The 24536-nt window shown below is 60.4% G+C and carries 20 protein-coding genes and 1 tRNA gene; 14 read left to right on the top strand and 7 right to left on the bottom strand.

The annotated features are described in order from the left end of the window. Nucleotides 1–13: 13 nt before the first annotated feature. Nucleotides 14–430 carry a hypothetical protein gene (locus I554_RS0111885; protein WP_024575044.1) on the bottom strand — a complete coding sequence of 139 codons (417 nt, stop codon included), beginning with the start codon at nucleotides 428–430 and terminating at the stop codon, nucleotides 14–16. Nucleotides 431–525: 95 nt separating this feature from the next. Continuing rightward, nucleotides 526–762 carry a hypothetical protein gene (locus tag I554_RS0111880; RefSeq protein WP_024575045.1) on the bottom strand — a complete coding sequence of 79 codons (237 nt, stop codon included), beginning with the start codon at nucleotides 760–762 and terminating at the stop codon, nucleotides 526–528. A 377-nt stretch (nucleotides 763–1139) separates the two neighbouring features. Between I554_RS0111880 and I554_RS0111875 the strand changes: the two genes are divergently transcribed. The 9 genes from I554_RS0111875 (at nucleotide 1140) to I554_RS0111835 (ending at nucleotide 11636) form a co-directional block, all read left to right on the top strand. Next, nucleotides 1140–4631, top strand: a complete 3492-nt coding sequence (locus I554_RS0111875) for an indolepyruvate ferredoxin oxidoreductase family protein (RefSeq protein WP_024575046.1) — start codon at nucleotides 1140–1142, stop codon at nucleotides 4629–4631. 91 nt (nucleotides 4632–4722) lie between these two features. Continuing rightward, nucleotides 4723–5871, top strand: coding sequence for a thiolase domain-containing protein (locus I554_RS0111870; RefSeq protein WP_024575047.1), 1149 nt, complete (start codon nucleotides 4723–4725; stop codon nucleotides 5869–5871). Next, a complete protein-coding gene (locus I554_RS0111865; RefSeq protein ID WP_024575048.1) occupies nucleotides 5871–6263 on the top strand; it encodes a Zn-ribbon domain-containing OB-fold protein in 393 nt (130 codons plus the stop codon). The genes I554_RS0111870 and I554_RS0111865 overlap by 1 nt, the downstream gene beginning before the upstream one ends. 21 nt (nucleotides 6264–6284) lie before the next feature. Then, nucleotides 6285–7145: a MaoC family dehydratase gene (locus I554_RS0111860; RefSeq protein ID WP_024575049.1), complete on the top strand. Its 861-nt coding sequence runs from the start codon at nucleotides 6285–6287 to the stop codon at nucleotides 7143–7145. 25 nt (nucleotides 7146–7170) lie between these two features. Further along, complete coding sequence (locus I554_RS0111855) at nucleotides 7171–8043, top strand: SDR family oxidoreductase (RefSeq protein WP_024575050.1); 873 nt, start codon at nucleotides 7171–7173, stop codon at nucleotides 8041–8043. 29 nt (nucleotides 8044–8072) lie between these two features. Continuing rightward, nucleotides 8073–9002, top strand: a complete 930-nt coding sequence (locus I554_RS0111850) for a dihydrodipicolinate synthase family protein (RefSeq protein ID WP_024575051.1) — start codon at nucleotides 8073–8075, stop codon at nucleotides 9000–9002. Then, nucleotides 9002–9817: an NUDIX hydrolase gene (locus tag I554_RS0111845; protein WP_024575052.1), complete on the top strand. Its 816-nt coding sequence runs from the start codon at nucleotides 9002–9004 to the stop codon at nucleotides 9815–9817. The genes I554_RS0111850 and I554_RS0111845 overlap by 1 nt, the downstream gene beginning before the upstream one ends. A gap of 57 nt (nucleotides 9818–9874) precedes the next feature. Next, nucleotides 9875–10663, top strand: a complete 789-nt coding sequence (locus I554_RS0111840; protein WP_024575053.1) for a cobalamin-binding protein — start codon at nucleotides 9875–9877, stop codon at nucleotides 10661–10663. A 73-nt stretch (nucleotides 10664–10736) separates the two neighbouring features. Beyond that, on the top strand, nucleotides 10737–11636 hold the full coding sequence (locus I554_RS0111835) for a LysR substrate-binding domain-containing protein (protein ID WP_024575054.1): 900 nt from the start codon (nucleotides 10737–10739) through the stop codon (nucleotides 11634–11636). 43 nt (nucleotides 11637–11679) lie between these two features. On the opposite strand, the gene I554_RS0111830 is transcribed toward I554_RS0111835, so the two are convergent. The 4 genes from I554_RS0111830 to I554_RS0111815 form a co-directional block, all read right to left on the bottom strand. Further along, on the bottom strand, nucleotides 11680–13080 hold the full coding sequence (locus I554_RS0111830; protein ID WP_024575055.1) for a hypothetical protein: 1401 nt from the start codon (nucleotides 13078–13080) through the stop codon (nucleotides 11680–11682). A gap of 303 nt (nucleotides 13081–13383) precedes the next feature. Then, nucleotides 13384–13460 (bottom strand) — tRNA-Arg (locus tag I554_RS0111825). 95 nt (nucleotides 13461–13555) lie between these two features. After that, nucleotides 13556–15280: an adenylate/guanylate cyclase domain-containing protein gene (locus I554_RS0111820; RefSeq protein ID WP_024575056.1), complete on the bottom strand. Its 1725-nt coding sequence runs from the start codon at nucleotides 15278–15280 to the stop codon at nucleotides 13556–13558. A 33-nt stretch (nucleotides 15281–15313) separates the two neighbouring features. Beyond that, on the bottom strand, nucleotides 15314–16288 hold the full coding sequence (locus I554_RS0111815) for an ABC transporter substrate-binding protein (protein WP_024575057.1): 975 nt from the start codon (nucleotides 16286–16288) through the stop codon (nucleotides 15314–15316). Between the two features lie 482 nt (nucleotides 16289–16770). On the opposite strand from I554_RS0111815, the gene I554_RS0111810 reads away from it, so the two are divergent. The 4 genes from I554_RS0111810 to I554_RS26355 all read left to right on the top strand — a co-directional run bounded on the left by I554_RS0111810 (nucleotide 16771) and on the right by I554_RS26355 (nucleotide 22887). Then, nucleotides 16771–18171 carry an MBOAT family protein gene (locus I554_RS0111810; RefSeq protein ID WP_024575058.1) on the top strand — a complete coding sequence of 467 codons (1401 nt, stop codon included), beginning with the start codon at nucleotides 16771–16773 and terminating at the stop codon, nucleotides 18169–18171. Between the two features lie 3 nt (nucleotides 18172–18174). Further along, a complete protein-coding gene (locus I554_RS0111805) occupies nucleotides 18175–19341 on the top strand; it encodes a hypothetical protein (protein ID WP_024575059.1) in 1167 nt (388 codons plus the stop codon). A 201-nt stretch (nucleotides 19342–19542) separates the two neighbouring features. After that, entirely contained in the window at nucleotides 19543–21723 is a 2181-nt protein-coding gene (locus I554_RS0111795) for a PQQ-dependent dehydrogenase, methanol/ethanol family (protein WP_024575060.1), read from the top strand. 381 nt (nucleotides 21724–22104) lie between these two features. Further along, nucleotides 22105–22887 (top strand): tetratricopeptide repeat protein, encoded by a 783-nt coding sequence (locus I554_RS26355; RefSeq protein ID WP_024575061.1) that lies wholly within the window; start codon nucleotides 22105–22107, stop codon nucleotides 22885–22887. Here I554_RS26355 and I554_RS0111780 read toward each other — a convergent pair whose 3' ends face one another. Further along, nucleotides 22888–23601, bottom strand: a complete 714-nt coding sequence (locus I554_RS0111780; RefSeq protein WP_024575062.1) for a hypothetical protein — start codon at nucleotides 23599–23601, stop codon at nucleotides 22888–22890. Nucleotides 23602–23862: 261 nt separating this feature from the next. Between I554_RS0111780 and I554_RS0111775 the strand changes: the two genes are divergently transcribed. Further along, nucleotides 23863–24306 (top strand): hypothetical protein, encoded by a 444-nt coding sequence (locus I554_RS0111775; RefSeq protein WP_024575063.1) that lies wholly within the window; start codon nucleotides 23863–23865, stop codon nucleotides 24304–24306. The last annotated feature ends 230 nt before the right edge of the window (nucleotides 24307–24536 follow it).

Genomic DNA, 24536 nt, shown 5'->3' with positions numbered 1-24536 from the left:
GGAATTGTTGCGGTTAATTGCTCGTAGATGGCGCGCCAGCCGGAGCCGAATTGTTCTGCGGTGCTGCGGGTGCCGGCGGATTCACCGCTGGCGGGGCAGGCTCTGCCGGGCGCATTGCCGAGCCGGTGGTCTGGCCAGCCGGAGCGCGCGGCGCCTGGGCTGTCCCGCCGCCTGACGGTGCGGCCGGTGCCGTCTGCGCGGTCGGTGTCGTCTCGGGCGATGTGCTGGAATTATTCAGTCCATAGAATACAACGCCAAGAATGGCGACGACCGCGATCGCGAAGAGCGCAATACGTCCGCCGCTCGCAGGACCTTCCGCCAGTTCCGGATCTGCCTGCAGCTCGTTATCCAGTTGCTCTGACCGGCGACGATGCACTTCATCGTTCGTGGCCGCAGCATAAGGATCGTTGGGATTACGCTCGATTGCCATGGTCGTTTTCTCCAGTGGTTCATCTTTGAAGACAATCTCTGGATGGCTCAGACGTTCCAACGCGCCGTCCTGCGGGGTCGAGGAACCGCCGGCAGCTACTTCACCCCGGAACCGGTTGTTTGGTTTGTGGTCCAGGCAGGCGCGCTGGTGGTCTCGTGCGGCGTAGGACTCATCCGTGCAAGAACGACTGCGAACACAACAAGAAGCGCAATACCAATCAGCGCTTTGACGGGTTTGCCTTGCTGGTTCTCGAACTCGTCGGTTGCTGACGGCTCGTCATAGACGCTTTTCTTGCCGTCGGATGACCAATCGTTTCCTGACGTGAGGGTCATGGTTTTCGTCCTCCTTGAGGATGCACCCGTTGAAATCGGGTTGTGGTCAGGGCGATGGGCAACGGTTCTGCGGCGAGAACCGTTCCGGCGGAGCGTTGCATGGGACGAGGGGCAGCATTGCGGGGGAGCCGGCCGCACCGTAGCGGTCCGGACAGGGGCGTTTCCACCCCGGAAGTCGTTCGCAATGTCCTTTCGGCCATAAGCAGACACGCGACACAACAGGTCCGGAAGGAGGCGAAAACCAGCCTAAAATTGCGTTTGAAAACAAAGGTCTGATGAATGCGATTTCTTTTGTGCAGGAAACGAAAAGCGACATAGACTGGTTCTAAGCAGACTCGTCACAGCGCAACAAGAGCCCGGCAAAGAGGCAAACGAATATGGGAATCAACCAAGGGCCGATCAGCCTCGACCAGAAATATACGCAGGCATCGGGACATGTTTTCCTCACCGGCATTCAGGCGCTGGTCCGGCTGCCGATGGCGCAGGTCAGGCGCGACCGCGCAGCGGGGCTGAACACCGCAGCATTTGTCTCCGGGTACCGCGGGTCGCCGCTCGGCGGCTACGACCAGCAGCTTGTCGCCGCGCGCAAGCATCTCGAACATTACAACGTGAAATTCCAGCCGGGGGTCAACGAGGACCTCGCCGCCACGGCGATCTGGGGTTCGCAGCAGCTCAATCTCTCGCCCGGCGCGAAATACGATGGCATTACCGGCATCTGGTATGGCAAGGGCCCCGGCGTCGATCGTTGCGGCGACGTCTTCCGTCACGGCAATGCGGCGGGTTCGGCCAGGAACGGCGGCGTACTCTGTCTGGCGGGTGACGATCACGGCGCGAAGTCATCGACGGTGCCGCATCAGTCGGACCACGCCTTCATCTCCGCGCTGATGCCGTATCTCTATCCCTCCAGCATCCACGAGATGATCGAGATGGGACTGCTCGGCATTGCCATGTCGCGCTATTCCGGCTGCTGGGTTGGCATGAAGGTCATCACCGAGACGGTGGAGACCACGGCGGAAATCGATCTCACAAATGAACTGACGCCGTTCATCGTTCCTCCTGATTTCGAGATGCCGCCGGGCGGCCTCAATCTGCGTTGGCCGGACGACCGCTACGCGCAGGACAAGCGCCTGCAGGATTACAAGGGTTTTGCTGCTGTCGCATTTGCACGTGCCAACAAGATCAATCGCGTGACAATGGATTCGCCGAACGCGCGGTTCGGCATCATGGCGTCGGGCAAGAGCTATGAAGACATTCGCCAGGCGCTGCGTGAACTCGGAATTACGCCGGAGGTGGCCGCGCAGATCGGTCTGCGGCTTTATAAAATCGGCATGCCGTGGCCGCTGGAGCCGGAAGGCGTGCGCGCCTTCGCCGTCGGTCTTGAGGAAATCTTCATCGTCGAGGAACGCCGCGAGATCGTGGAGAACCAGGTCAAGCAGGAGCTGTTCAACTGGCGCGACGATGTGCGCCCGCGCATCATCGGCAAGATGGACAATCACGACAAGCGCTTCCTGCCGTTCGCGGAAGAACTTAGCGTTGCCTCGCTGGCAAGCTCGCTGACCGAGCGGCTGCTGCAACTCGACCTCAATCCCGAAATCGTGGCGATGCTCCGCGCCAAGGCCGACTGGTTCAACGGCCGGCAGGCAACACAGGTTCAGGCGGTCGCGCCGGTGACGCGCACCCCGTATTTCTGCTCGGGCTGTCCGCACAACACATCGACCAAGGTGCCGGAAGGCAGCCGTGCGATGGCCGGTATCGGCTGTCACTTCATGGCGTTGTGGATGGACCGCAACACAGAGACCTTCACGCACATGGGCGGCGAGGGCGTACCGTGGGTCGGCATCGCGCCGTTCACCAACGAGAAGCACGTTTTCGTCAATCTCGGCGACGGCACTTACTTCCATTCCGGCAGCCTCGCGATCCGGCAGGCGGTCGCGTCCAAGGCCAACATCACCTACAAAATTCTTTACAACGACGCGACGGCCATGACCGGCGGCCAGCATGTCGACGGCGAGCTTTCGCCGCAGCAGGTGACATTCCAGCTTCACAGCGAAGGTATCCGCGACATTTATCTTGTGTCGGAAAATCCCGAAGCCTATCCGGCGTCCGACATCGCGCCCGGCACCAAGGTCGCGCACCGCGATCAGCTCGACGAAGTCCAGCGCACGCTGCGCGAGACGCCGGGTTGCTCGGCGATCGTGTTCGTGCAGACCTGCGCCGCCGAAAAACGCCGCCGCCGCAAGCGCGGATTGATGGAAGACCCGTCAAAGCGTGTCGTCATTAATGCCGCGGTCTGCGAAGGGTGCGGCGACTGCTCGGTGCAGTCGAACTGCATCTCGGTGGAGCCGCTGGAAACCGAGATGGGGCGCAAGCGCACCATCAACCAGTCGACCTGCAACAAGGACTATTCCTGCGTAAAGGGCTTCTGCCCGTCGTTCGTCACCATCGACGGTGGCACACTGCGCAAGCGTGCGCCGGTCGATATCGGCAATATCGGCGAATTGCCCGCGCCGGCCTCAGTGCCATCGCTGGACCGGCCATACAATGTTGCTGTCGGCGGCGTCGGTGGCACCGGTGTGCTGACCATCGGCGCGCTGCTTGGCATGGCCGCGCATATCGAAGGCAAGGCCAGCATGATCCTCGACATGTCGGGGCTTGCGCAGAAGGGCGGCGCAGTGCTGAGCCATGTCCGGCTGTCCAGGAATACAGCGGACGTGACCTGCTCGCGCATTGTCACCGGTACCGCCGATCTGCTGATCGCGGCCGATGAAGTGGTGGCCGTTGCCAAGGAAACGATCACGCTCGCGGAGTCGTCGCGCACCTATGGCGTCATCAATACCCATCTCATTCCGATCGCGGATTTCATCCAGAACCGCGATTTCGATTTCCAGCGCGGCAAGGTCAATCGCGTGCTGGAGAATGCGTTGCGCAAGGATTCGGCATTCCTCGACTTCACCAAACCCGCCGAGACGCTGCTGGGTGACTCGATCGCAACCAACATGATGATGCTGGGATACGCCTATCAGAAGGGCTTGCTGCCGGTTGGCGCCGAGGCCATCGAACAGGCGATCGAACTGAATGGCGTGTCGGTCAAGATGAACACGCAGGCGTTTCGTCTGGGTCGCCTCGCGGCCCATGATCCTGCGAAGCTTGCGGCCATGATGAAGGGCGACGAGCCAGAGGCGCCAAAGACGCTCGACCAGATGACGCTGAACGAGATCATTGCGCACCGGACGCAGTTGCTGACCGATTATCAGAACGCAGCCTATGCCGCCCGGTATCGCAGTCTCGTTGATCAGGTGCGGAAGGTGGCGTTCGACGGCGGCTACGGCGAAGCGCTGCCGCGCGCCGTTGCGATCAACTATGCGAAGTTACTCGCTTACAAAGATGAGTACGAGGTCGCGCGGCTCTATACCGACGGTCGCTTCGCGGAGAGCATCCGCAAGCAGTTCGACGGCAATTTCAAGCTGAGTTTCAATCTCGCGCCGCCGATACTGAGCACTGGCACCGATGCATTGGGCCGTCCGCGCAAGCGGGCCTTCGGTCCCTGGATGATGAGCGCATTCGGCGTGCTGGCGAAGTTCCGCTTCCTGCGCGGCACGCTGTTCGATCCGTTCGGCTACAGCGAGGACCGCAAACTCGAGCGCGATCTGATCAAGGGGTACGAGCAGGACGTGGTGACGGCGGTGAAGCTGCTGTCGCCGAAGACGCATGACATCGCAGTCGAGTTGCTGTCGCTGCCGGATCAGATCCGGGGCTATGGCCCGGTCAAGGAAGCGTCGATCGCAAAAGCGAAGGCGCGATACGAACAGCTTGCCAAGGACCTTGTCAATCCGCCGCCGATGATCGCGCCCCAGATCGCGGCGGAATAGAACGCTCGTTCGCACGGCGAAACTCAAGATGCTTGCCAAGCGCCGCTTGGCGGGTCAGAAAATCCGCTGAGTTGAAGCAGTGGAGATGACTTTGAGCATCAAGGGAAAAGCCTATATCGCCGGGATTTACGAACATCCCACCCGGCATGCGCCGGATAAGTCCACGGCGCAACTTCACGCCGAATGCGCCAGGGGAGCGCTGGAAGATGCCGGCCTGACAAAGGCCGACGTTGACGGCTATTTCTGCGCCGGAGATGCGCCCGGCGGCGTGATGCCGATGGCCGATTATCTCGGCCTCAAGCTGCGTCATTTGGATTCGACCGAAACCGGCGGATGCTCTTACATCATCGCGCTCGGGCATGCGGCCGAGGCGATCGCAGCCGGAAAATGTTCCGTGGCGCTGATCACTCTGGCCGGAAAGCCGCGCACTGGCCCGATGCCGCCGCGCGCCGCCGGCCCCGAAATTGATTTCGAGGCGGCTTACGGGGCGACTACCCACAATGCTTACGGCATGTGCGCCATGCGTCATATGCATGAGTTTGGCACCACCAGCGAACAACTCGCCTGGGTGAAGGTCGCGGCCTCGCATCACGCGCAATACAATCCGCACGCGATGCTGCGCGATGTCGTCACTGTGGAAGACGTTATCAACTCGCCGCTGATTTCCGATCCGTTGCACCGGCTGGACTGCTGCGTCGTCTCCGACGGCGGCGGTGCGCTGATCGTGACCACGCCGGAGATTGCGAAGTCCCTGAAGCGGCCGCTGGTGCGGCTGACCGGCCATGGCGAATCCCTGAAAGGCCCGAACGGCGGCCGCAAGCTCGACCTGACCTATTCCGCGGGTGTGTGGAGCGGTCCTCCGGCATTCGCTGAAGCAGGGGTGACGCCGAAGGACATCAAGTACGCTTCGATCTACGACAGCTTCACCATCACCGTGGTGATCCAGCTCGAGGATCTCGGCTTCTGCGCGAAGGGGCAGGGCGGCAAGTTCGTCGCCGATGGCAATCTGATCTCCGGCGTCGGCAAGCTGCCGTGGAACACCGACGGCGGCGGACTGTGCAACAACCATCCGATCAACCGTGGCGGCATCACCAAGATCATCGAGGCGGTGCGGCAGTTGCGTGGCGAAGCGCATCCGAAGGTTCAGGTTCCGAATTGCGATCTCGCGCTGGTGCACGGCACCGGCGGATTGCTTGGAGTGCGTCATGCGGCTTCGACCGCTATTCTGGAGCGCGTGTGATGACCGACAAACCGAAGTATCCAGCGCCCACGGGCAATCCTGAAACGGCGCATTTCTGGGATGCCGCCAGGGAAGGCAAGTTCCTGATCAAGCGCTGCACCGCGTGCGGCGAGCCGCATTATTTCCCGCGCTCGATTTGCCCGGTGTGCTTCTCGGACCAGACGGTGTGGGAAGAGAGCAAGGGCGAGGGCGTGATTTATAGCTACAGCCTGATGCGCAAGTCGCCGACCGGGCCCTATGCCATTGGGTATGTCACGCTCGATGAAGGTCCGTCACTGCTGACGAACTTCGTGGACTGCGATCTGACGACGCTGAAAATCGGTCAGCGCGTAAAGGTCGTGTTCAAGCCGACGGACGGCGCGCCGCTGCCGTTCTTCACGCCCGTCGCATAGCAAGAGCAACAGCGAGGAAACATGCCGATCAAGTACGATGAGGTGATGGCGCTCAAGAACGTCGGCCAGAAGTATTCATGGACCGACCGCGAAGTCATGCTTTATGCCTATGGCATCGGCATGGGCGCCGATCCGATGGACGAGAAGGAATTGTCCTTCGTCAATGAAGGATATTATACGCCGCGCGAACTGAAGGTGGTTCCGACTTACGCGTCGGTTGCCGCGTGGGGGGCGAGCGCAGGTCCCATCGATGTTAACCGCGTCATGGTGGTCGATGGCGAGCGTGACATCACCTTCCACAAGCCGTTGCCTGTTACCGCGAACATTACCGCGGATTCCAGCATCCTTGGCGTGTTCGACAAGGGCAAGGACAAGGGCGCGGTGATACTGCGCAAGACCGTGCTCAAGAACGAGAAGGGCGAGGATCTCGCCACGCTGATCGCTTCGCAGTTCGCGCGCGGCGATGGCGGCTTTGGCGGCCCGGCGGACGGTCAGCCCGAACCGCATGCGATCCCGAAGCGTGCGCCGGACATGACGGTCGATATTTCGACGCGGCCCGATCAGGCGCTGATCTACCGGCTTTGCGGGGACCGCAATCCGCTGCACTCCGATCCCGAGTTTGCGAAGAAGGCGGGATTCGATCGTCCGATCCTGCACGGCATGTGCACCTATGGCCTGAGCTGCCGCGCGGTGCTCCAGACCTATGCGGACTACGATCCGGCTGCATTCAGGCAACATGTCACGCGCTTTTCGTCGCCGGTGTTTCCGGGAGAGACGGTGTCATTCGACCTGTGGAAGGACGGCAACGTGATCTCGCTCGAAGGGCGCGTGAAAAGCCGCAATGTCACCGTTATCAAGAACGGAAAAACCGTTCTCGCCTGAAGCAGGAAAAAAGCGGGAGGACTCGATGGGTTTGCTCGACGGCAAGGTTGCGATCATCACCGGCGCGGGCGGTGGTCTGGGCGAGGCCTATGCCAAACTGTTTGCGTGCGAAGGCGCGTCGGTGGTCGTCAACGATCTTGGCGGGCCACGCGACGGCAGCGGCGCCGACAAGTCGATGGCGCAGAAGGTTGTCGATGCCATCAAGGCAGAAGGCGGGAAGGCGATCGCCAACGGATCGGACATCTCGACCATGGCGGGCGGTCAGTCGGTGTTCGACGATGCGATCAGGCATTTCGGCCGCGCGGACATTCTGGTCAACAATGCCGGAATTCTGCGCGACGGCACATTCGCCAAGATGACGGAGGAGAACTGGGACAAGGTGATGACGGTGCATCTGAAAGGCACCTTCTGCGTCACTCTGCCGGTCTTCAAATGGATGAAGGACAACGGTGGCGGCGTCATCGTCAATACGTCATCGACCTCCGGGCTTTTCGGGAATTTCGGCCAGAGCAATTATGGTGCGGCCAAGGGCGGTATCTTCGGCCTGTCCAATGTGCTGACGGATGAGGGACGCAAGTACAATATCCGCGTCTGGACGCTGGCGCCGGGCGCTCTGACTCGCATGACGGCGGATCTGCAGCGCTACATCGACAATCCGGGGGCCGCCATGGGGCCTGACGAGATTGCGCCGGCGGTGCTTTACATGGTGAGTTCCCTGTCCGGCGAACAGACCGGAAAGGTGCTGGGCGTTTCCGGCCCGCGAGGTATCCGGGAGATAAAACTCCTGGAGCGGGAGGGGTGGAAGCCCGGCGGCCCGTGGAAACCGCAGGACATTGCGGCCCATGCAAGCGAGATTTTTTTCGACGAAGGCGTTAGAATTGTGCCGCGCAGCTACTGACACAAAAACAAGAAAGCAGTCCTCCTCTCATGAAACTAACTCACGAAGCGAGCGGTACGTTCGCCATCGCACCAACTCCGTTTTTCGACGACGGCCGCATCGATTATGAGTCGATTGATCGCCTGACCGATTTCTATGGGGAAGTCGGCTGCAACGGCGTGACGGTCCTCGGTATCCTCGGTGAGGCGCCCAAACTCGAAGGCAATGAATCCATCGACGTTGCGACGCGCTTCATCAAGCGGGCGAAGGACAAGCAGATTATCGTGGGCGTGTCCGCACCGGGTTTCGCACAGATGCGTACACTGGCGCGCGCATCCATGGATGCCGGCGCTGCGGCAGTCATGATCGCGCCGCCGACCCATCTGCGCACCGATGAGCAAATTCTCGGATATTTCCGGCAGGCGAGTGAGGCCATCGGCAGCGATGTGCCGTGGGTGTTGCAGGACTATCCGTTGACGTTGACTGTCGTCATGACGCCATCGGTGATCCGCAAGATCGTCATGGACAGCCCGTCGTGCGTGATGCTCAAGCACGAAGACTGGCCGGGGCTGGAAAAGATCTCGGCGCTGCGCGGTTTCCAGAAGGATGGCTCGCTGCGGCCGTTGTCGATTTTGGTGGGCAACGGCGGACTGTTTCTCGATTTCGAAATGGAGCGGGGCGTGGACGGCGCCATGACCGGCTACGCGTTTCCGGACCTGCTGGTGGATGTCGTCAACCTGTCGAAGGCCGGCAAGCGCGATGCCGCGCACGATCTGTTCGATGCGCATCTGCCGCTGATCCGTTACGAGCAGCAGCCGGGCGTCGGCCTTGCGGTTCGCAAGTACGTCCTGAAGAAGCGTGGCAAGATCGCGTCGGACGCCCAGCGCAAGCCGGGATCGAGCATGAGCGCGCTGGCGCGAAGTGAAGTGGACTATCTTCTGTCGCGCGTGGGGCGCATCGACAAACGGGCCAACATCTGATGAGCAGCGGCAGCAAGAGCGTTCCGGATCCATCGAAGGCGCTGCGGACCGCATCCACAGTGCTCCTGTTGCGGGAAGCGGCCGGCGGCATGGAAATCTTCATGGTGCAGCGGAATCGCCAGATCGAGTTCAGTTCCGGCGCCTTGGTGTTTCCCGGCGGCAGCATGGACCCGGATGATCGGGAGATCGCGGCCAATCCGGCGCTGGTTGCTGATCGCGGCGGTCTCGACATCGAGACCGCGGCCATTCGGATCGGCGGCATTCGTGAAACATTCGAGGAAAGCGGAATCCTTCTGGCACGTCAGCGCGGATCGGCATCGCTGGTCACCGCGGCGAAGGCTGCGGAACTCGGTTCGCACCGTGAGGCGCTCGATGAGGGCAAGCTGCGTTTCGCCGACATTCTTCGCCAGCATGATCTCGTTCCCGCCATCGATCTGCTGGCGCTCTTCGCGCACTGGATCACGCCGGTGAATCTGCCGAAGCGTTTCGACACGCATTTCCTGCTGGCGCTCGCGCCGCCGGATCAGATCGGCAAGCACGATGGAAGGGAATCCGTGGATTCCGTCTGGCTGTCGCCGAAGGCCGCGCTCGAAGCCGCCGAGTCCGGACGTTACAATCTTCCGTTTCCGACCATCCGCAACCTGATCAAGCTCGACAAGCTGGGCACCGCGCAGGCGGCGATGGACCACGCCCGCACGATGTCTGTCGTGACCGTGGTGCCTGAGATCAGCCGCAATGCGGACGGAACCACGCGCCTGCGCATTCCGCTTGAGGCAGGATATGACGGCGATGTCTTCGACGTCGCGCGGCCCTGAGGCAAGCCTTCTGGCGGCCCGTATCGACTTTTGTCGGGCGGCGGGTGTTGTTCTGGTATGACTGCATTTCCGCCACGCCGCATCGTGTGCCTCACCGAAGAGACGGTTGAGACGCTCTATCTGATCGGCGAGCAGGATCGCATTGTCGGCGTGTCGGGATACGCGGTGCGGCCACCGCAGGTGCGGCGCGAGAAGCCGCGCGTCTCGGCGTTCATATCAGCCGACGTCCCGAAGATACTCGCGCTCCACCCCGATCTGGTTCTGGCATTCTCGGATTTGCAGGCCGATATCGTCGCCGAGCTGGTGCGGGCAGGGGTTGCGGTCCACGTCTTCAATCAGCGCGACGTCGCCGGCATTCTGGCAATGATCCGCACGCTCGGTGGAGTGATCGGGGAAGCGAAAAAGGCGGACGCGCTCGCATCGCAGTTCGAGCGGCGGCTCGCCGGGGTCGCCGCGATCGAAGGCGCGAGACGGATACGTCCCAAAGTCTATTTCGAGGAATGGGACGATCCCCTGATTAGCGGCATCGGCTGGGTCTCGGAACTGATTTCCATCGCCGGCGGCGAAGATGTGTTTCCGCATCTTGCCAAGGCAAAGTCTGCGAAGGACCGCATCGTTGCGCCCGAGGCTGTGATCGCAGCCAATCCGGATGTGATCCTTGCGTCATGGTGCGGGAAGAAAGTCGTCCCGGATAAGATCCGGCAGCGGCCGGGCTGGGACGTGATTGCTGCGGTGCGCGACGATCGGATCGTGGAGATCAAGTCGCCGCTGATCCTGCAACCGGGACCTGCAGCCTTGACCGACGGTCTCGATGCCATCGTGGCTGCGCTGCGATCAAACCGATGAGAGTGCCCGGAACAGGACTTTTCAATCAGGTCTGATCGTATTAGTAACGATTATGAATAAGAAGAACTGATCGATGGTCTCTCTCAAGCAGCTCAAATACTTCGACGCCGTGGCCCGCTCAGGCCATTTCGGCAAGGCTGCGGAGCACTGCGCTGTGACGCAGCCTGCGCTCTCGATGCAGGTGCAGGAGCTGGAGAAATCGCTCGGAATTCAGCTTCTGGAGCGCGGCCGTAATGGCGTGATGCTGACCGAAGGCGGCAAGGAGATCGCCCAGCGTGCAGCGCGCGTTCTTGCCGATGTGCGTGACATCGTCGATGTTGCGCGGCGGCAGGGAAATGTGCTGTCCGGCCCTCTGCGCCTCGGCGTCATCCCTTCGGTGGCACCATACATCCTGCCGCAACTGCTGCCGATGATCCGGGACAGGTTTCCCGATCTTGATCTGCATATTCGCGAAACCCAGACCCAAACCCTCATCAGCGAACTTGCCGACGGTCAGCTCGATCTGTTGTTGCTCGCGTTGCCGGTCGAGCACCCTGACATCGAGACGATCCGGTTGTTTGACGATCGCTTTCTGCTGGCGATGGCGACCACGCACCGCATGTCGAACAGGGTCAAGGCGACACCCGATCTTCTGGAAGACGACCGCCTGCTGCTTCTGGAAGAAGGGCACTGCATGCGGGATCAGGCGCTGGCCTTTTGCAATCTGCGGCGGATCGAGAACATCAACACCTTTGGCGCGTCGAGCCTGTCCACACTGGTCCAGATGGTGGCGCACGGTCTCGGCATGACATTGCTGCCTGAATTGGCGGTGCCGCTCGAAAGCCGGCGAGGCGACATTCATCTGATGCGGTTCGCCGATCCGGAGCCGCAACGCGTGATCGGGCTGGCCTGGCGCCGAAGCTCACCCCGCAAGCGCCATTTTGAAGAACTTGGTCAGATGATTTCAGCGGCGGCGGCCGGGCAATCACAATGACGATGCTGGGGCGCCAAGACCCCAAGGCTTATTGAAGAAGCGCTTACGCGAACGCTTTGTCGGATTGTTGCTGCGTCCAGTCGATCAGTGGAGCGCCGAAGGCTCTGCTCCACACGGTCAGAAAGCGGGGAAACCAGGAGTGCGCGATGGCGCCCCGGTAGGCCCAGGTGCGGTACTGCAGGCCATTTTCGGACAACAGTTCCTGGTATCCGCCATGCGTCTCCGTGGCGTGATGGATGTGGCGCAGGATTTCGCGGGCGTAGGGCCGGTACTTCTCGGTACCGGAGAATTCGTCATGTTCGAGCATGCGGTCGGCGAACTCGACATTGAATGTCGGCCATGCGGACCGGCCTTGATAGGACGGCGTGGCGATCCGGTGGATGAGTTTCTTGCGCGGATTATCCGCTGATACGAAAAAGTGGAACGTGTCTGGAATCCGGAAACGCGGTTCAGCGAGGATGAGATCGGTGGTTGCGCTGAACAGCGCGCGCTCGGCCTCGTTTCTGAAATCCCAGAATCCGTGCTGCACATTGACGAAATCGAGCGCGATGGAGAAGGCGGGCGCTTCCGCCTTGCAGTCGAGGCTATGCTTGATGTAGCCGTCGCGGCCGAACAGCTGAAGCAACTCTGTCTTGTATTGCGAGAGACTGCGTCCGAGGATTTTCTCCAGTTCGCTTTCATCAACGATGCCGAGCCGGATGCTCTGCTGGAACGTTGCGTAGACGCTGGCATTGGTGACGAAGCGCAGCCGCTCCGCGCGGGTGTCCGTCGCAGCCGAGCGGGGAGCACGGACGTCGCAAAGCAGGGTTTGGATGTCGTCACCTTTGTAAGGCTCGAGACTGCTTGCAAGATCGAGGACTGATTTCTTCAGGTCGGCGCGATATTCGGCAAGCAACGCCCGGCCTGTATCGGCTGCTTTCGTCAGGTCCTCATAAGGCGAGGCTCGCCGGTCAGCGCGAACGATCTGCTCCAGACCACCCTGCACGCCGAGGAGCGTGTCCGACGGCAGCGCGAAATAGTTGGCGCCGATGTAGCGATTGCGTTTCACGGGAATGAGCGTCGTCGTGATGATGCCCGAGCGCACCGCGCCCAGCATCAAGCGCACGCTTTTTTCCAGCAGACGAACCCGGCGCGCCGCGTCTTCGGCATTGATGATGGTCTGCGGATCGAGAACATCCGGATAGAACCAGGCGAAGTCCCGCGGATAATAGGCCGATGCATGCGGCGCACCGGTGACAAGAAACGCCTCCTGCGCGGAAAAGGCGCTGTTCATCGAGTTGCGGTAAAGCTCGTCGATCTTCGCCGATGCATAATAGGCGCGCCGCAGGAAACGGTCGGAGAGGAAGTTGGTGGCCTGAAGAAAATTGGCGACGCAGGTCGCGGCGAGGCCCTGATAAAACCTGTGCTCAGAGTTTGAAGGCAGAAGCCCTTCGTTGCCGCTCACCGTGTCCTCCCTCAATTGGAAGTGCGTCCTGAATAGCCCGGCGGCGCGATTCGTTTAAAGCGCCATAGGCACGCAGGTGCCACCGCCGTGCAAAGCTCGGCAAGCCATGCCGAAAGATGCCTCCATTGGCAATTCAAAACGCCGGGTTTTGACTGTCATAATCGGCATCCGGCTTCGGCAAGGGCGCTTCTGGTCGGGCTCAAGCCACGCAAATCCGCATCAGGAAGCCATGGATGCGACGAGCGTGCGGGCAGGGTTGCAGGAAAACCCTCGGTCCGACGATGCCGTCTTTGTGACCGGGAATGGCGCGCTCCGAGAGATTCGAACTCCCGACCCTCGGAATCGAAATCCGATGCTCTATCCAGCTGAGCTAGGAGCGCTGAGGGGCGCACCATAGCCAATGATGGCCTGAAATCCAGCCGAAATCGCTCGAAAATTCCTGTTTTTTGCCGCACGCAGTGCGGCCTGCTTGGTGTCAAAACACAACGGAAAACACGGGAACGGGCTCATTGAACCCCTTCAAAGTCTGCGCGTCTAGTTCAACAAGAGGCACGCTCGAAGCCAATGCGGACGCAGCAATGCGATCGATCAGGATTTCGGAGTTTTTCGCGCTTGAGCATAGACGCGAAGCGAGATTCACGACGGTGCCGATCGCGCTGTAGTGAAGGCGCCCCTCGGAGCCGATCTTTCCAACGGTAGCCGGTCCCTTTGCGAGTCCAACGCCGAAGCCGAGCCGATGGTCGAGTGCGTGCCAACTGGTCAGGAGTTTCTGCACGTTTATTTGCATGTCGATCGCCGTATTGACGGCGCGTAATGCCGGGTCCGGGCAGGCAACCGGTGCGTTGACCAGCACCATCGCGCCATCGCCCGAGAAGCTGATCAGAGTTGCCTCGTGGGCGCTGACGACCTTTTCGAGCGTGTCGTAGTATTCACGCAGCACGCCCAGGATGGTTTCGGGCTCAGCCCGCGCCGAGAACGCGGTAAAGCCTCGCATGTCACAGAATATCGCGACCACATCGACACGGCGCCCGTCAAGAACGCGGTCGTCTCCGATACGGTCAATCAGTTCGGCGACTTGGGGCGCGAGAAACCGCTTGAGTCTGCTGATGCGTTCTGAGCGTTCCTGTGAAATCGCCAGCTCACCCGCCATTTCGTTGAACCGGGTCGCAAGCCGTTCAAATTCATCCCTTGTCGCAAGCTGGATGCGGTGTTGAAAATTTCCCGCGCCAATCTGAGCGACCCCGTCTTCCAGCAGACGTATCGGCCCGATCATGCGCTGGGTCAGCCAGTAGGCGAGGATTCCTGCGAGGGCTGCGCCGGCGATGAGCAATGCCGCAGTTCGCCAAAGCGCCGCGTAGATCGGCCCGAATGCCTCGGCAACGGGTTGCTTGACGATGACATTCCAGTCGATGCCGGGAATCTGCGCCATCGCGGCCAGCACTGTCTTGCCCGCGATGTCCTGACCGGCCGCGGCCTGGCTCGGCCGGGCGAGAATGGCTGTCCGCAGGTCACGGAGTGGCTGCTGCGCGGTTTCATCAGCCCGCAGCACAAGGCTGATGTCTGGATGAGCGACGAGGCGGCCCGGCTTATCAAGCACGAAGGCCTCGCCGGTGCGTCCGACGCGTATCCCCGAGATAACCTCCCAGATGAATTTCAGATTCACTTCGGCAATGGCCACGCCGTCCGCCAAGCGGTTGCCCGCCACCGCGACGGTCATGAAAGGTTCTGAGCCGTGATAGAACGTCACCGGGCCAAACCAGATCCGGTCTGAACGGGCTGCGATCACAGCAGGTTTCGCGGAAAGATCGGCACCGCCCTCAATCCTGTTCAGGCTGATGCGGGACACAAACAGCCGTTCCTTTCCGGCTGGGTCGACCAGGGTGAGGCTTTCGATGGCCGGGACCTGACGCAGCAGGCGCAGGGCGTCGAGCCTTCGCCTCTCGCCGGAATCTTCCGACCATGGCAGTTGGACAACCCAGCCAAGCTGATCCCGGATGCCTTCGATGAAGTCCTGAATGTTGACGGCCGCAAACCGGGCTTCCGCGTTCAGAAGATCATTCAACCGCGCACGCTGATCGTGATAGCCGAACCACGCCTCGCTCCCGCCCGCAATCAGGAGCGGTACGACCGCTGCCGCAAACAGCGCGCGAAAGTATTTTTTGAACAATGACGTGCGCGGAGCGACGAGGGGAGTGGACATCGACCTATCTCGTGTCACGGCCAGGCGGCCAGGTCATTCGATGACCTCGTCGGCGCTGCTTAAAAGCAAGGGCGGGAAGGATATGCCGAGGGCGCTCGCGGCTTTCAGATTGATGAACAACTCGACCTTGGTAACCCGCTGCACCGGCAAATTGGAAGGCTTCTCGCCTTTGAGAATGCGGCCGGCATACATGCCGGTGTGACGGTGCGACTGACTGAAGTCCCCGCCATAGCTCATCAGCCCGCCGGCAAGCGGGAAATCTCGGGATTGGGTCATCGCAGGTACGGCATGACGCGCGGCGAGGACGGCCAGCTGCTGACTGCGGTAGGTGAAATAAGGATCGGAGCTGAAGACAAGGCCACCCGCACGTGCATTACGCACGACGGCGAACATTTCGTCGAATTCCTGTTCGGAACTGGTTCTCAGCACCATCAGCTCCAATCCGAGGCTTTCCGCTGCGGTACGGAGGTTCGTCAACTGCGTGTCAGAGGTCGGACTCGTGGGATTAATGGCCACGGCGAACGTTTTGGCGTCCGGGCGCACCTCATGCATGAACTCCAGGCGCTTGCGCGAAACCTCCACGCTCAGGCTGGACACACCGGTGAGGTTGCCCCCCGGCCGGGACATGCTGTCCACCACGCCGAGTACGATAGGATCGCCGCCCATCTCAAAGACAATCGGGATTGTTGTTGTCGCCGACTTTGCCGCTAATGCCACCTCAGCGCCGCCCGCAGCGACGATGAGATTCACCTGACGTTTTGCAAGGTCCGCAGCGAGCGCCGGCAACCGGCTGTATTGGCCTTCCGCCCATCGAAACTCGATCGCAACATTGCGCCCTTCGGTGTACCCGGCTTCTGCCAGGCCGCCGCGGAAGGCATTGAGGCGGCTGGCGTAGCGTTCCGGGGTTTCCGAGCCGAGATATCCTATGACTGGCATGGTCTGCGCGCGGGCCGGGGCCATCCATGCCAACGCACTGCCAACGAGTGCAACGAAATCGCGCCGCCTCATTCGATCAGTGGTTTTTGCGAAGGCGCGTGGCACCAAACGCATGGTTGTCCCTCCTGCAACCAACGTCGCCCCATCATTCGGTCACAGCATAGCCGTGGGACCTGAGCTACGGAACCGGATATCGGGCTGCCAGGGTGCGCACCAGTGACGCGCCGGGTGAACTGCCAGCGGCCGGCCGACCCGGGGCGGGCGAAGGCCTCCACGCCTTGTCCCTGAGGTTCGCGAGAGCGACGGGCGACCGCCGCGAGATGCTACGCGTTCGTGGCAAATGCGCAACATGGTTTTGTGGGCGGCCTATTGCGTCTAACATTCCCGGCAGCCTATGAGAGGCCGAGGAGGGATGCTCGACACGTCTTGCCGCCCCTCCGCCAGCAATGATTTTCAACAATCCGGGGCGCCACCTTGAACTTTGATAATTGCACGTATGCTGCACGCTTGCCGCCTTACCCGCGGCGGATTCAGAGCCAGGACTAGCTTAGGGCATGTCATTCAGTTCGCCGGGTTTCGTATTCGCCTTTCTGCCCGCATTCTTTGTCCTGTACTTTCTGATTCCGCACTCGATGCGGAACGGCTTTCTGATGTTCGCAAGCCTCGCGTTTTACAGCGCGGACGGAGGCTACGTTACGCTGGTCCTGATCCTATCGATCATCGGCAACCACATCATCGGGAATTGGATCGAGCGGACCGGAGGGGCGCGGGCGCGAATCTGGATACTTGCGTTTGGCGTGGTCCTGAATCTCGTGCCGCTGCTGTACTGCAAGTACTTCGGTTTCTTCCTTCACATGGTTTCGGATGTCGGCGTTGCCGCTCCGAATCCCGCATCGTTTCCGTTCCTCGCCGTTCTCCCTGCCGGCATTTCGTTTTTTACGTTTCAGGGGCTGTCCTACATTGTCGATATCTACCGGCGAGAGACAAAGCCGGCGCCGACCGGCATCGATTTCGGGATGTATCACTCCCTGTTTCCGCAATTGATCGCCGGTCCGATCGTTCGCTATCGCGAGGTCCAGGACCGGATCGTTCGCCGACCCGTCAGCGTGGATGACGTCGAGTACGGCATCATCCGGTTCTGCGTTGGCCTCGCTAAAAAGATCATTCTCGCTGACAATATGGGCGTCGTGGCTGACCGGATATTCAGTCTCGGGCCGGCTGAACTGTCGATGACCGCGGCATGGGTCGGTATTGCTGCTTACACCTTGCAGATATTTTTCGACTTCTCCGGCTACTCGGATATGGCCATCGGATTGGGACGCGCGCTTGGCTTCAGATTCCCGGAGAATTTCGATCAGCCTTACCGGTCGCTGAGCATCACCGAGTTCTGGCGGCGCTGGCACATGACATTGTCACGCTGGTTTCGCGATTATGTTTACATCCCCCTTGGCGGGAATCGGGCAGGGCCGTTCAGGACCTACGCAAATCTCTTTATCGTTTTCGTTCTCTGCGGTCTTTGGCATGGCGCCGCCTATACATTCCTGATCTGGGGAATTTATCACGGCGCGTTGCTCGTGATTGAGCGGGTCAACCGCAGTGCGATCGGGATTTCCCTGCCGCCGGTCCTGAGTTGGCCGGTCACACTGCTGCTTGTGATGATCGGGTGGGTCTTTTTCCGCGCCACGGACATGGTGCATGCCGCTCGGTTCCTGCGCGCGATGGGAGGTTTTGGTGCTTCCGATGTTTCGTTCAATCTTGCGGCGCTCGTGACATCCGACAAGCTGTTCTTCTTTGTCGCAGCGGCGGTGCTGTCTCTCTGGCCGGTGTCATTCGTCGGCATTGGAGCGGGGATCACGCGAGTTGTGCAGCAGATGGCTGCGCTTGCGATCTTCGTCTACTCGATGTCGCTGATTGCGACGAATGGCTTCAACCCGTTTATTTATTTCAGGTTCTAGGGAATGTCGGCGAGGCTCTTCATCGCAATCTTCTTCCTGCTGACCGTTCTGCCTTTCGCGCAGATGGTCACGCGCGCCATTCCGGGAGATGCGATCAACGAGAACAGGAACTTTGCGAAACGTCCGGATTTGTCGAAAGGGATAGAGCATTTTCCGCGCCTGGCGAACGAATGGTTCAACGACCATTTCGGATTGCGTGCGCTGCTGATCAAGCTCAAAACCCAGATCGATTTTTCCGTTTTCGGCACGTCGGACAAGGTTGTCGTGGGGCGTAACGGCTGGCTGTTCTATCGGGCGGTTATCAGCAAGGAGGAGCCTCTGGTCGAAAGGCTGTTGTCGCAGGGGCTCGAGGACCGCATCGTCAACGGAGTCCGCAATTTCACGGATGCGCTGCAGGCCGCCGGTATCAGGTCGGTTTTCACTATCAACATGATGAGCGACAGGTTTTATGGCGACCAGTTGCCGTCCTGGGTTGCACCACGTCCGCAACGGCCAAGAATAGATCATCTGGTCGACAGGCTGCGCGCGTTACCCAATGTGACGTTTGTCGACAGCACTGCGATTCTGCGTGAGACGATGAAAAGCCGTCAGGTGTTCTTCAAGACGGATTTTCATTGGAACGATCCGGGCGCGTTTCCGGTGGCGAAGGATATCGTCGACAAAATCAGTTCGGCTGAAGGTTTGCAGGCGTCGCTGTGGTCCCACAAGCTTGAAACCACAACGGAAACATTCAGCGGCGGCATTGCGACATTCATGCCCCTGTTTTCCTCGCCATCGGAGCAGGCGTTGAAGGTGAAGTCGAACTTCAAGGATCCGCCCGGTGCTCGCCGGCGTTACGACGTGGGCGTGTTTGAAAAGGTCATGACCTCCGATGGAGCGTCTCCCGCATATCTGCCGCAAACGGTCGTTGTGGGAGACAGTTTCTTCGATGGCCTGGAGAAATCGGGGATCGAGAGCTACTTCTCCGGGCTGTCGCGCGCGCGCTGGCGTCCGGGTGTCAAGTTGAGTGTTGTCGCGGAACAAATGCCAGACAACACAAAGTGGGTGATCGTTCAGTTCATCGAAACCAGCACGCATGCGATGGACGCTCTTGCGGATGCCGCGGACGTGCAGAAGGCCGTTCAGATCATCAAGCAAAGAACGGCCCGTCCAGAACAGAACACGCGCTAAGCGCAGCACAGTAGAAATCTGTAAGCCTTTTGGCATTGTTTTAAACAGCGCGATTTTCGTCGTGCAGTGCGCTGCGAAAACAAAACGCAATCTCGTTGCGCTGCGAAACAACAAAATGGTTTGTCACAAACACATTCGTTGACGCCGGATTTTTCGCGCCTAACATTCGCTCAGGCCCGTGAGAGGCCATGGGAGGAATGCATGATCCGTCTTGCCAGCCCGACTGCTCGCCCACAATTTTCAAGGACTGCCGAAACCCAGCGCTCACCGCTGGGTTTTTTGATGATCGCAACTGCAGTTGCAGCGCTTGCCGCCTTTTCAACAGCTTCCGCCCAATCGCCTCCAAAGGGATCGCCTGAGCATCTCAAGGCGGTCACGTCGGCTGTCGACCAGAACTCCATCAAGGCCAACGCGGCGACGTCCAACGACTGGCCGGCGATAGGTCTCGACCACGGCGAGACACGTTTCAGCAAGTTGAATCAAATCAATACCGACAACGTGAAGGATCTGGGTCTCATGTGGACCTACAACCTTGAATCGTCGCGCGGTGTTGAAGCAACGCCTGTGGTTGTCGATGGCATTATGTATGTCACTGCCTCATGGAGCGTTGTGCACGCGATCGATGTGCGGACGGGGAAGAAGATATGGACGTTTGATCCCGAGGTTCCGCGCACCATCGGCTACAAGGGCTGCTGTGACGTTGTGAACCGCGGTATCGCGCTTCACAAAGGCAAGGTCTTCGTGGGCGCGTACGACGGGCGGCTCATTGCGCTCGATGCCGTGACCGGCAAGAAGGTCTGGGAGAAAGACACGCTCGTCGACAAGGAACATTCCTACACGATCACCGGCGCGCCGCGCGTCGTGAACGAAAAGGTGGTGATCGGCAACGGCGGCGCGGAATATGGCGCACGTGGCTATGTCACCGCCTATGATGCGGAAACCGGCAACCAAGCGTGGCGATGGTTCGTCGTGCCCGGCGATCCGGCGAAGCCCTATGAAGATGAGTCGATGGAAGCGGCCGCCAAGACCTGGGATCCGGCCGGCAAGTATTGGATCAATGGCGGTGGCGGAACGGCGTGGGACTCCATCACCTTCGATCCTGAGCTGAATCTTGTCTACATCGGCACCGGCAATGGCTCGCCGTGGAATCGTCATCTTCGCAGTCCCGCAGGCGGCGACAACCTCTATCTCGCGTCGATTGTTGCGCTGAATGCCGATACCGGAAAATACGTCTGGCATTACCAGGAAACGCCGGGCGATCACTGGGACTACACCTCGACCCAGCCGATGATCCTGGCGGACATCAATATCGATGGTGCGCCGAGGAAGGTCATCCTTCATGCGCCGAAGAACGGTTTCTTCTTCGTGATCGATCGCACCAACGGCAAGTTCATCTCCGCGAAAAACTTCGTCGATGTGAACTGGGCCACCGGGTATGACGCGAACGGCCGTCCGATTGAAGTTGCGGCAGCGCGCGATCCCGAAAAGGGGATGGACAGTATCCCCGGACCATATGGCGCGCATAACTGGCATCCGATGTCGTTCAATCCGATGACCGGTCTTGTGTATCTGCCGGCGCAGGGCGTGCCGCTCAATCTCACACCGCAGAAGGGCTGGAAGCACAATGCCAATCAGCCCGGCGAGTTTGGCGGCAACACCGGCTGGAACACGGGCTTCGTGCTGAATGCGACGCCGCCCAAGAACCTGCCGTTCGGCCGGCTCATCGCATGGGATCCGGTCAAGCAGAAGGAGGCGTGGAAGCAGGAATACGTGGCGCCATGGAACGGCGGCACGCTGACCACCGCCGGCAACCTTGTTTTCCAGGGGACAGCCGACGGCCGCTTCATCGCCTACAATGCAACGAGTGGTGAGAAGCTCTGGGAATCGCCCACAGGCACCGGGGTCGTAGCGGCTGCCTCAACCTATATGATCGATGGCAAGCAATACGTGTCCATCGCGGTCGGGTGGGGCGGCGTGTTCGGAATCGCGGCACGCGCCACCGAGGCCGACAATCCCGGCACGGTCTATACCTTCGCGATTGGAGGCAAGGCGCCGCTGCCGCCCATCACGAAATACCAGATGGAGAACCTTGTCGAAGGCGTGAAATACAATCCGGCAGATGTCGGACCAGGAACGCTGCTGTATGTCAGCAGTTGTGTCACCTGTCACGGCGTGCCGGGCGTCGACAAGGGCGGCAACGTCAGGAACCTCGGTTATGTCGGCGCGGAGACCATCGCCAACCTGAAGAACTTCGTGTTCAAGGGACCGCACGTCGACAAGGGCATGCCCGACTTCACCGGCAAGCTGAGTGACGACGATGTGGTCAAGATCATCGCGTTCATTCAGGGCACCGCGGACGCCGTGCGTCCTCCGAAGAAGTAACCCGCCTTATCCCGCGCGCGGCGCAAGTCATTTCGACTTTCGCTGCGCGCACTAGGGCGCGCTTGTTTCACCGTCATTCGGGGCTGTGTCAGTCCGCAGCCCGGAATGATGCGGTGGCAGGATGACGGCATCATGGTCGGCGCGCCGGGCTCGCCCCATTGGGGTGGCTTTTGGACCGTGCAAGCGGGTTGCGCAGTGACCCGGTCTAACCTATTGAAGCCGTCACGCGCTCTTAGCTCACCTGGATAGAGCATCGGATTTCGATTCCGAGGGCCGGGGTTTCCAACCTCTCGGAGCGAGCCAGCGATCTTTGTGAAGCCGATGTCAAAGAGCCATTCTCCGGAACGAAACAGGCCACCCCCTCCAGCACTCGCAAAGGCGTTGCTGGCGCTGCAGATGCAGCAACTCGCGGAGGCCGAGCAGCTTTCGTCCCAGGTCCTGAAATCAGATCGCGGCAACACGCTTGCCGCAGAAATTCTTGGGCGCGCCCTTCTGGGGCAAAACCGCCTCGACGAAGCCATCGTACATCTGGCCAAGTTCGCGCGCAGAACCGACCACCCATCGATCGAAACATTGCTCGCGGGCATGCTCGCCGCTGTCGGGCGCCGAGACGAGGCACTGGATCACTTGCGACGGGCGGTCGGCCGGCGCCCGCACTACATTCCGGCGTTCGTCGAACTTGCGCTCCAGTTACGCAAGAGCGGACAAATCGACGAGGCGATGACCGTCACCGAGAGCGGGCTTGCGTTTGAGCCGCAATCGCCCGATCTGCAGCTTGCCCTGGGATATGTTCTGGCCGACCGCAACGACCGTATCCGGGCGCGGGAGGCCTTTGCCAAAGTACACGCGGCGGAGCCGACGCATCACGATGCTTTGTTGGCGCTCGCGGGGGCGCTGATATGGGATGGCGACTACGCACGTGCCGCTGACCTCTACCGCCGCGCGCTGGCTATCAAGCCGCTGGATGACACGCGGATCCGCCTCGGAAAATGCCTGCTTGAACTCCGGCAGCGGGAGGAGGCTGAGGAACTCTTTCGCGCAGTCACGCACGGGTTGAGCAAACTCGCCGCCCCGGCGGTCATTGCGATGGTGTCGTCATCGCACGGGCGAATCTTCCTGCAGCCGAGTGCGGCGCTGGATTTTTTACGCGCCCGAAACGGCTGATCAGGCCCTGAACTGACGCCGGTAAACGCCGGTCTCGCGCGACATCAGGCTCAGGAGATCGTGGGTCCGCTGCGTGTCCTCTTCCGTGAAGACCGCAGTTCGCAGATTCCATTTTTCCCGCTTCACGGGAAAGCATTGGGCGACCGGCGTTCCTTTCGGCAGGACGCCGCTGAAGTTCATGTCGCGCCACCGCGTCGGAAAGTGAATCCAGCCATCGCGATAGTTGTCGCAGTCGACCCATCCCGTCAGCGTCGTGAACGGCAGATCGAACCTGTTGACGGGATGCGTGAACAGCAGGGAGTAACCCTCGGGCGCTTCGATGGTCCAGAGATTATGAAACTTGATCACGAAGCGGTCGGGTTCGAAGAACGGCGTGCCCGTCAATTGAGTGCTGTCGTGCAGCCCGATTGGAGAGCGCGGGAAGTTGACGGTGCCGCACGGCGGCAAGTCATTGTCCCAGGTGAACTCACCGTTTTCGAATTTTACGTCGCAGATCAGCGGGATCAGAAAACCCGAGGTCATCGCATCCACGAACGGCGGACAACGCTTCACAGTGTCGTTCTCGCCCCCCATGATCTCGCTGGATACCTCTTGCGGCATAGTCTTTAGCCAGTCCGGCAGGCCCTGCGCTGCGGGGATCGGCGGCGGCAGCAGGCCTTCGAGTTCTTTCGGGCAGCGAAACGTCAGCAATTGAGAGGTGTCAGGCGAGGGCATAACAGCAGCAAGTCTCAAACAAAGGGGGATGTAATCGGCTGGATGTTCGACGCTATCATCTACAATGCACGCTCGCCACTCCTATACCGGCGCAATGCAGGCCGGCGATGACGCGCCGCCGGGGCTCGGGGGAAATTCGTTCGAAAATTCGCCCGATGGCCATCCGCCCGCTACCAGCACCCTTAACGAAATTCCAACACAACAAAGCCAAAATTGGGCTTCATCCGTTTTCTTCCGTTCGGCGGCAGGTTCATCTCCGGCATGCGATTCTGGGTTCCAGCTACGATTCTGATCGCGTTGAGCGGTCCCGCACATGCGGACCTGCGCATCACGCGCGACCACGGCGGTTACGTCGAGGAATACAAGGCGAAGTACCAGCGCATCCGTGCTCGCGGCGAGCGCGTCATCATCGACGGCATTTGCAACTCGGCCTGCACGATGGTGTTCGGCATCGTGCCGATGAACAAGATCTGCGTCACGCCCCGCGCCAGCCTCGGCTTCCATCAGGCCTATTACGACAAGGCCTGGACGTTCGGCATCAAGGTCAACAGCAGCGAGGGGACATCGGATCTGATGTCGTATTACCCTCAGACCGTGAAGTCGTGGATCAGCCGCAACGGTGGTCTCACCAACGATATGAAGAAGATCAAGAACGGCACGGATCTCTGGCAAATTGTTGATCCGTGCCCGGAAGAGTTCTTCTGAGGATTTCCGCTGGTCGTCCCGGCGAATGCCGCAATTATCGCATCATTCTCCCGAAGCGGGGACCGAGCGTGTGCCACTTCAAATTCCGATTCAATTTTCAAACAGCCACGCGAATTGATTCTCGCGCATTGCGCGAGGTGAGCGTGTAGTCCTGCGCCCCTCACAGCGCGCGCGAGGCCTGCCTCGTTCGCGCCCTCAAAACGAGGGGCATGGAGCGCCGCGAGGCGCAC

This window comes from Afipia sp. OHSU_II-C1 (genome assembly GCF_000497575.1).
Lineage (GTDB): Bacteria > Pseudomonadota > Alphaproteobacteria > Rhizobiales > Xanthobacteraceae > Afipia.
The sequence above is the reverse complement of the archived record's forward strand: the minus strand, read 5'-3'. Positions and strand labels throughout refer to the sequence as shown.

Excerpts from the sequence above, each read along its gene's own strand:
- I554_RS0111885 (WP_024575044.1), bottom strand. The coding sequence starts at position 430 with ATGGCAATCGAGCGTAATCCCAACGATCCTTATGCTGCGGCCACGAAC.
- I554_RS0111880 (WP_024575045.1), bottom strand. The coding sequence starts at position 762 with ATGACCCTCACGTCAGGAAACGATTGGTCATCCGACGGCAAGAAAAGC.
- I554_RS0111875 (WP_024575046.1), top strand. The coding sequence starts at position 1,140 with ATGGGAATCAACCAAGGGCCGATCAGCCTCGACCAGAAATATACGCAG.
- I554_RS0111865 (WP_024575048.1), top strand. The coding sequence starts at position 5,871 with ATGACCGACAAACCGAAGTATCCAGCGCCCACGGGCAATCCTGAAACG.
- I554_RS0111860 (WP_024575049.1), top strand. The coding sequence starts at position 6,285 with ATGCCGATCAAGTACGATGAGGTGATGGCGCTCAAGAACGTCGGCCAG.
- I554_RS0111855 (WP_024575050.1), top strand. The coding sequence starts at position 7,171 with ATGGGTTTGCTCGACGGCAAGGTTGCGATCATCACCGGCGCGGGCGGT.
- I554_RS0111850 (WP_024575051.1), top strand. The coding sequence starts at position 8,073 with ATGAAACTAACTCACGAAGCGAGCGGTACGTTCGCCATCGCACCAACT.
- I554_RS0111845 (WP_024575052.1), top strand. The coding sequence starts at position 9,002 with ATGAGCAGCGGCAGCAAGAGCGTTCCGGATCCATCGAAGGCGCTGCGG.
- I554_RS0111840 (WP_024575053.1), top strand. The coding sequence starts at position 9,875 with ATGACTGCATTTCCGCCACGCCGCATCGTGTGCCTCACCGAAGAGACG.
- I554_RS0111835 (WP_024575054.1), top strand. The coding sequence starts at position 10,737 with ATGGTCTCTCTCAAGCAGCTCAAATACTTCGACGCCGTGGCCCGCTCA.
- I554_RS0111820 (WP_024575056.1), bottom strand. The coding sequence starts at position 15,280 with ATGTCCACTCCCCTCGTCGCTCCGCGCACGTCATTGTTCAAAAAATAC.
- I554_RS0111815 (WP_024575057.1), bottom strand. The coding sequence starts at position 16,288 with ATGAGGCGGCGCGATTTCGTTGCACTCGTTGGCAGTGCGTTGGCATGG.
- I554_RS0111810 (WP_024575058.1), top strand. The coding sequence starts at position 16,771 with ATGTCATTCAGTTCGCCGGGTTTCGTATTCGCCTTTCTGCCCGCATTC.
- I554_RS0111805 (WP_024575059.1), top strand. The coding sequence starts at position 18,175 with ATGTCGGCGAGGCTCTTCATCGCAATCTTCTTCCTGCTGACCGTTCTG.
- I554_RS0111795 (WP_024575060.1), top strand. The coding sequence starts at position 19,543 with ATGATCCGTCTTGCCAGCCCGACTGCTCGCCCACAATTTTCAAGGACT.
- I554_RS0111780 (WP_024575062.1), bottom strand. The coding sequence starts at position 23,601 with ATGCCCTCGCCTGACACCTCTCAATTGCTGACGTTTCGCTGCCCGAAA.
- I554_RS0111775 (WP_024575063.1), top strand. The coding sequence starts at position 23,863 with ATGCGATTCTGGGTTCCAGCTACGATTCTGATCGCGTTGAGCGGTCCC.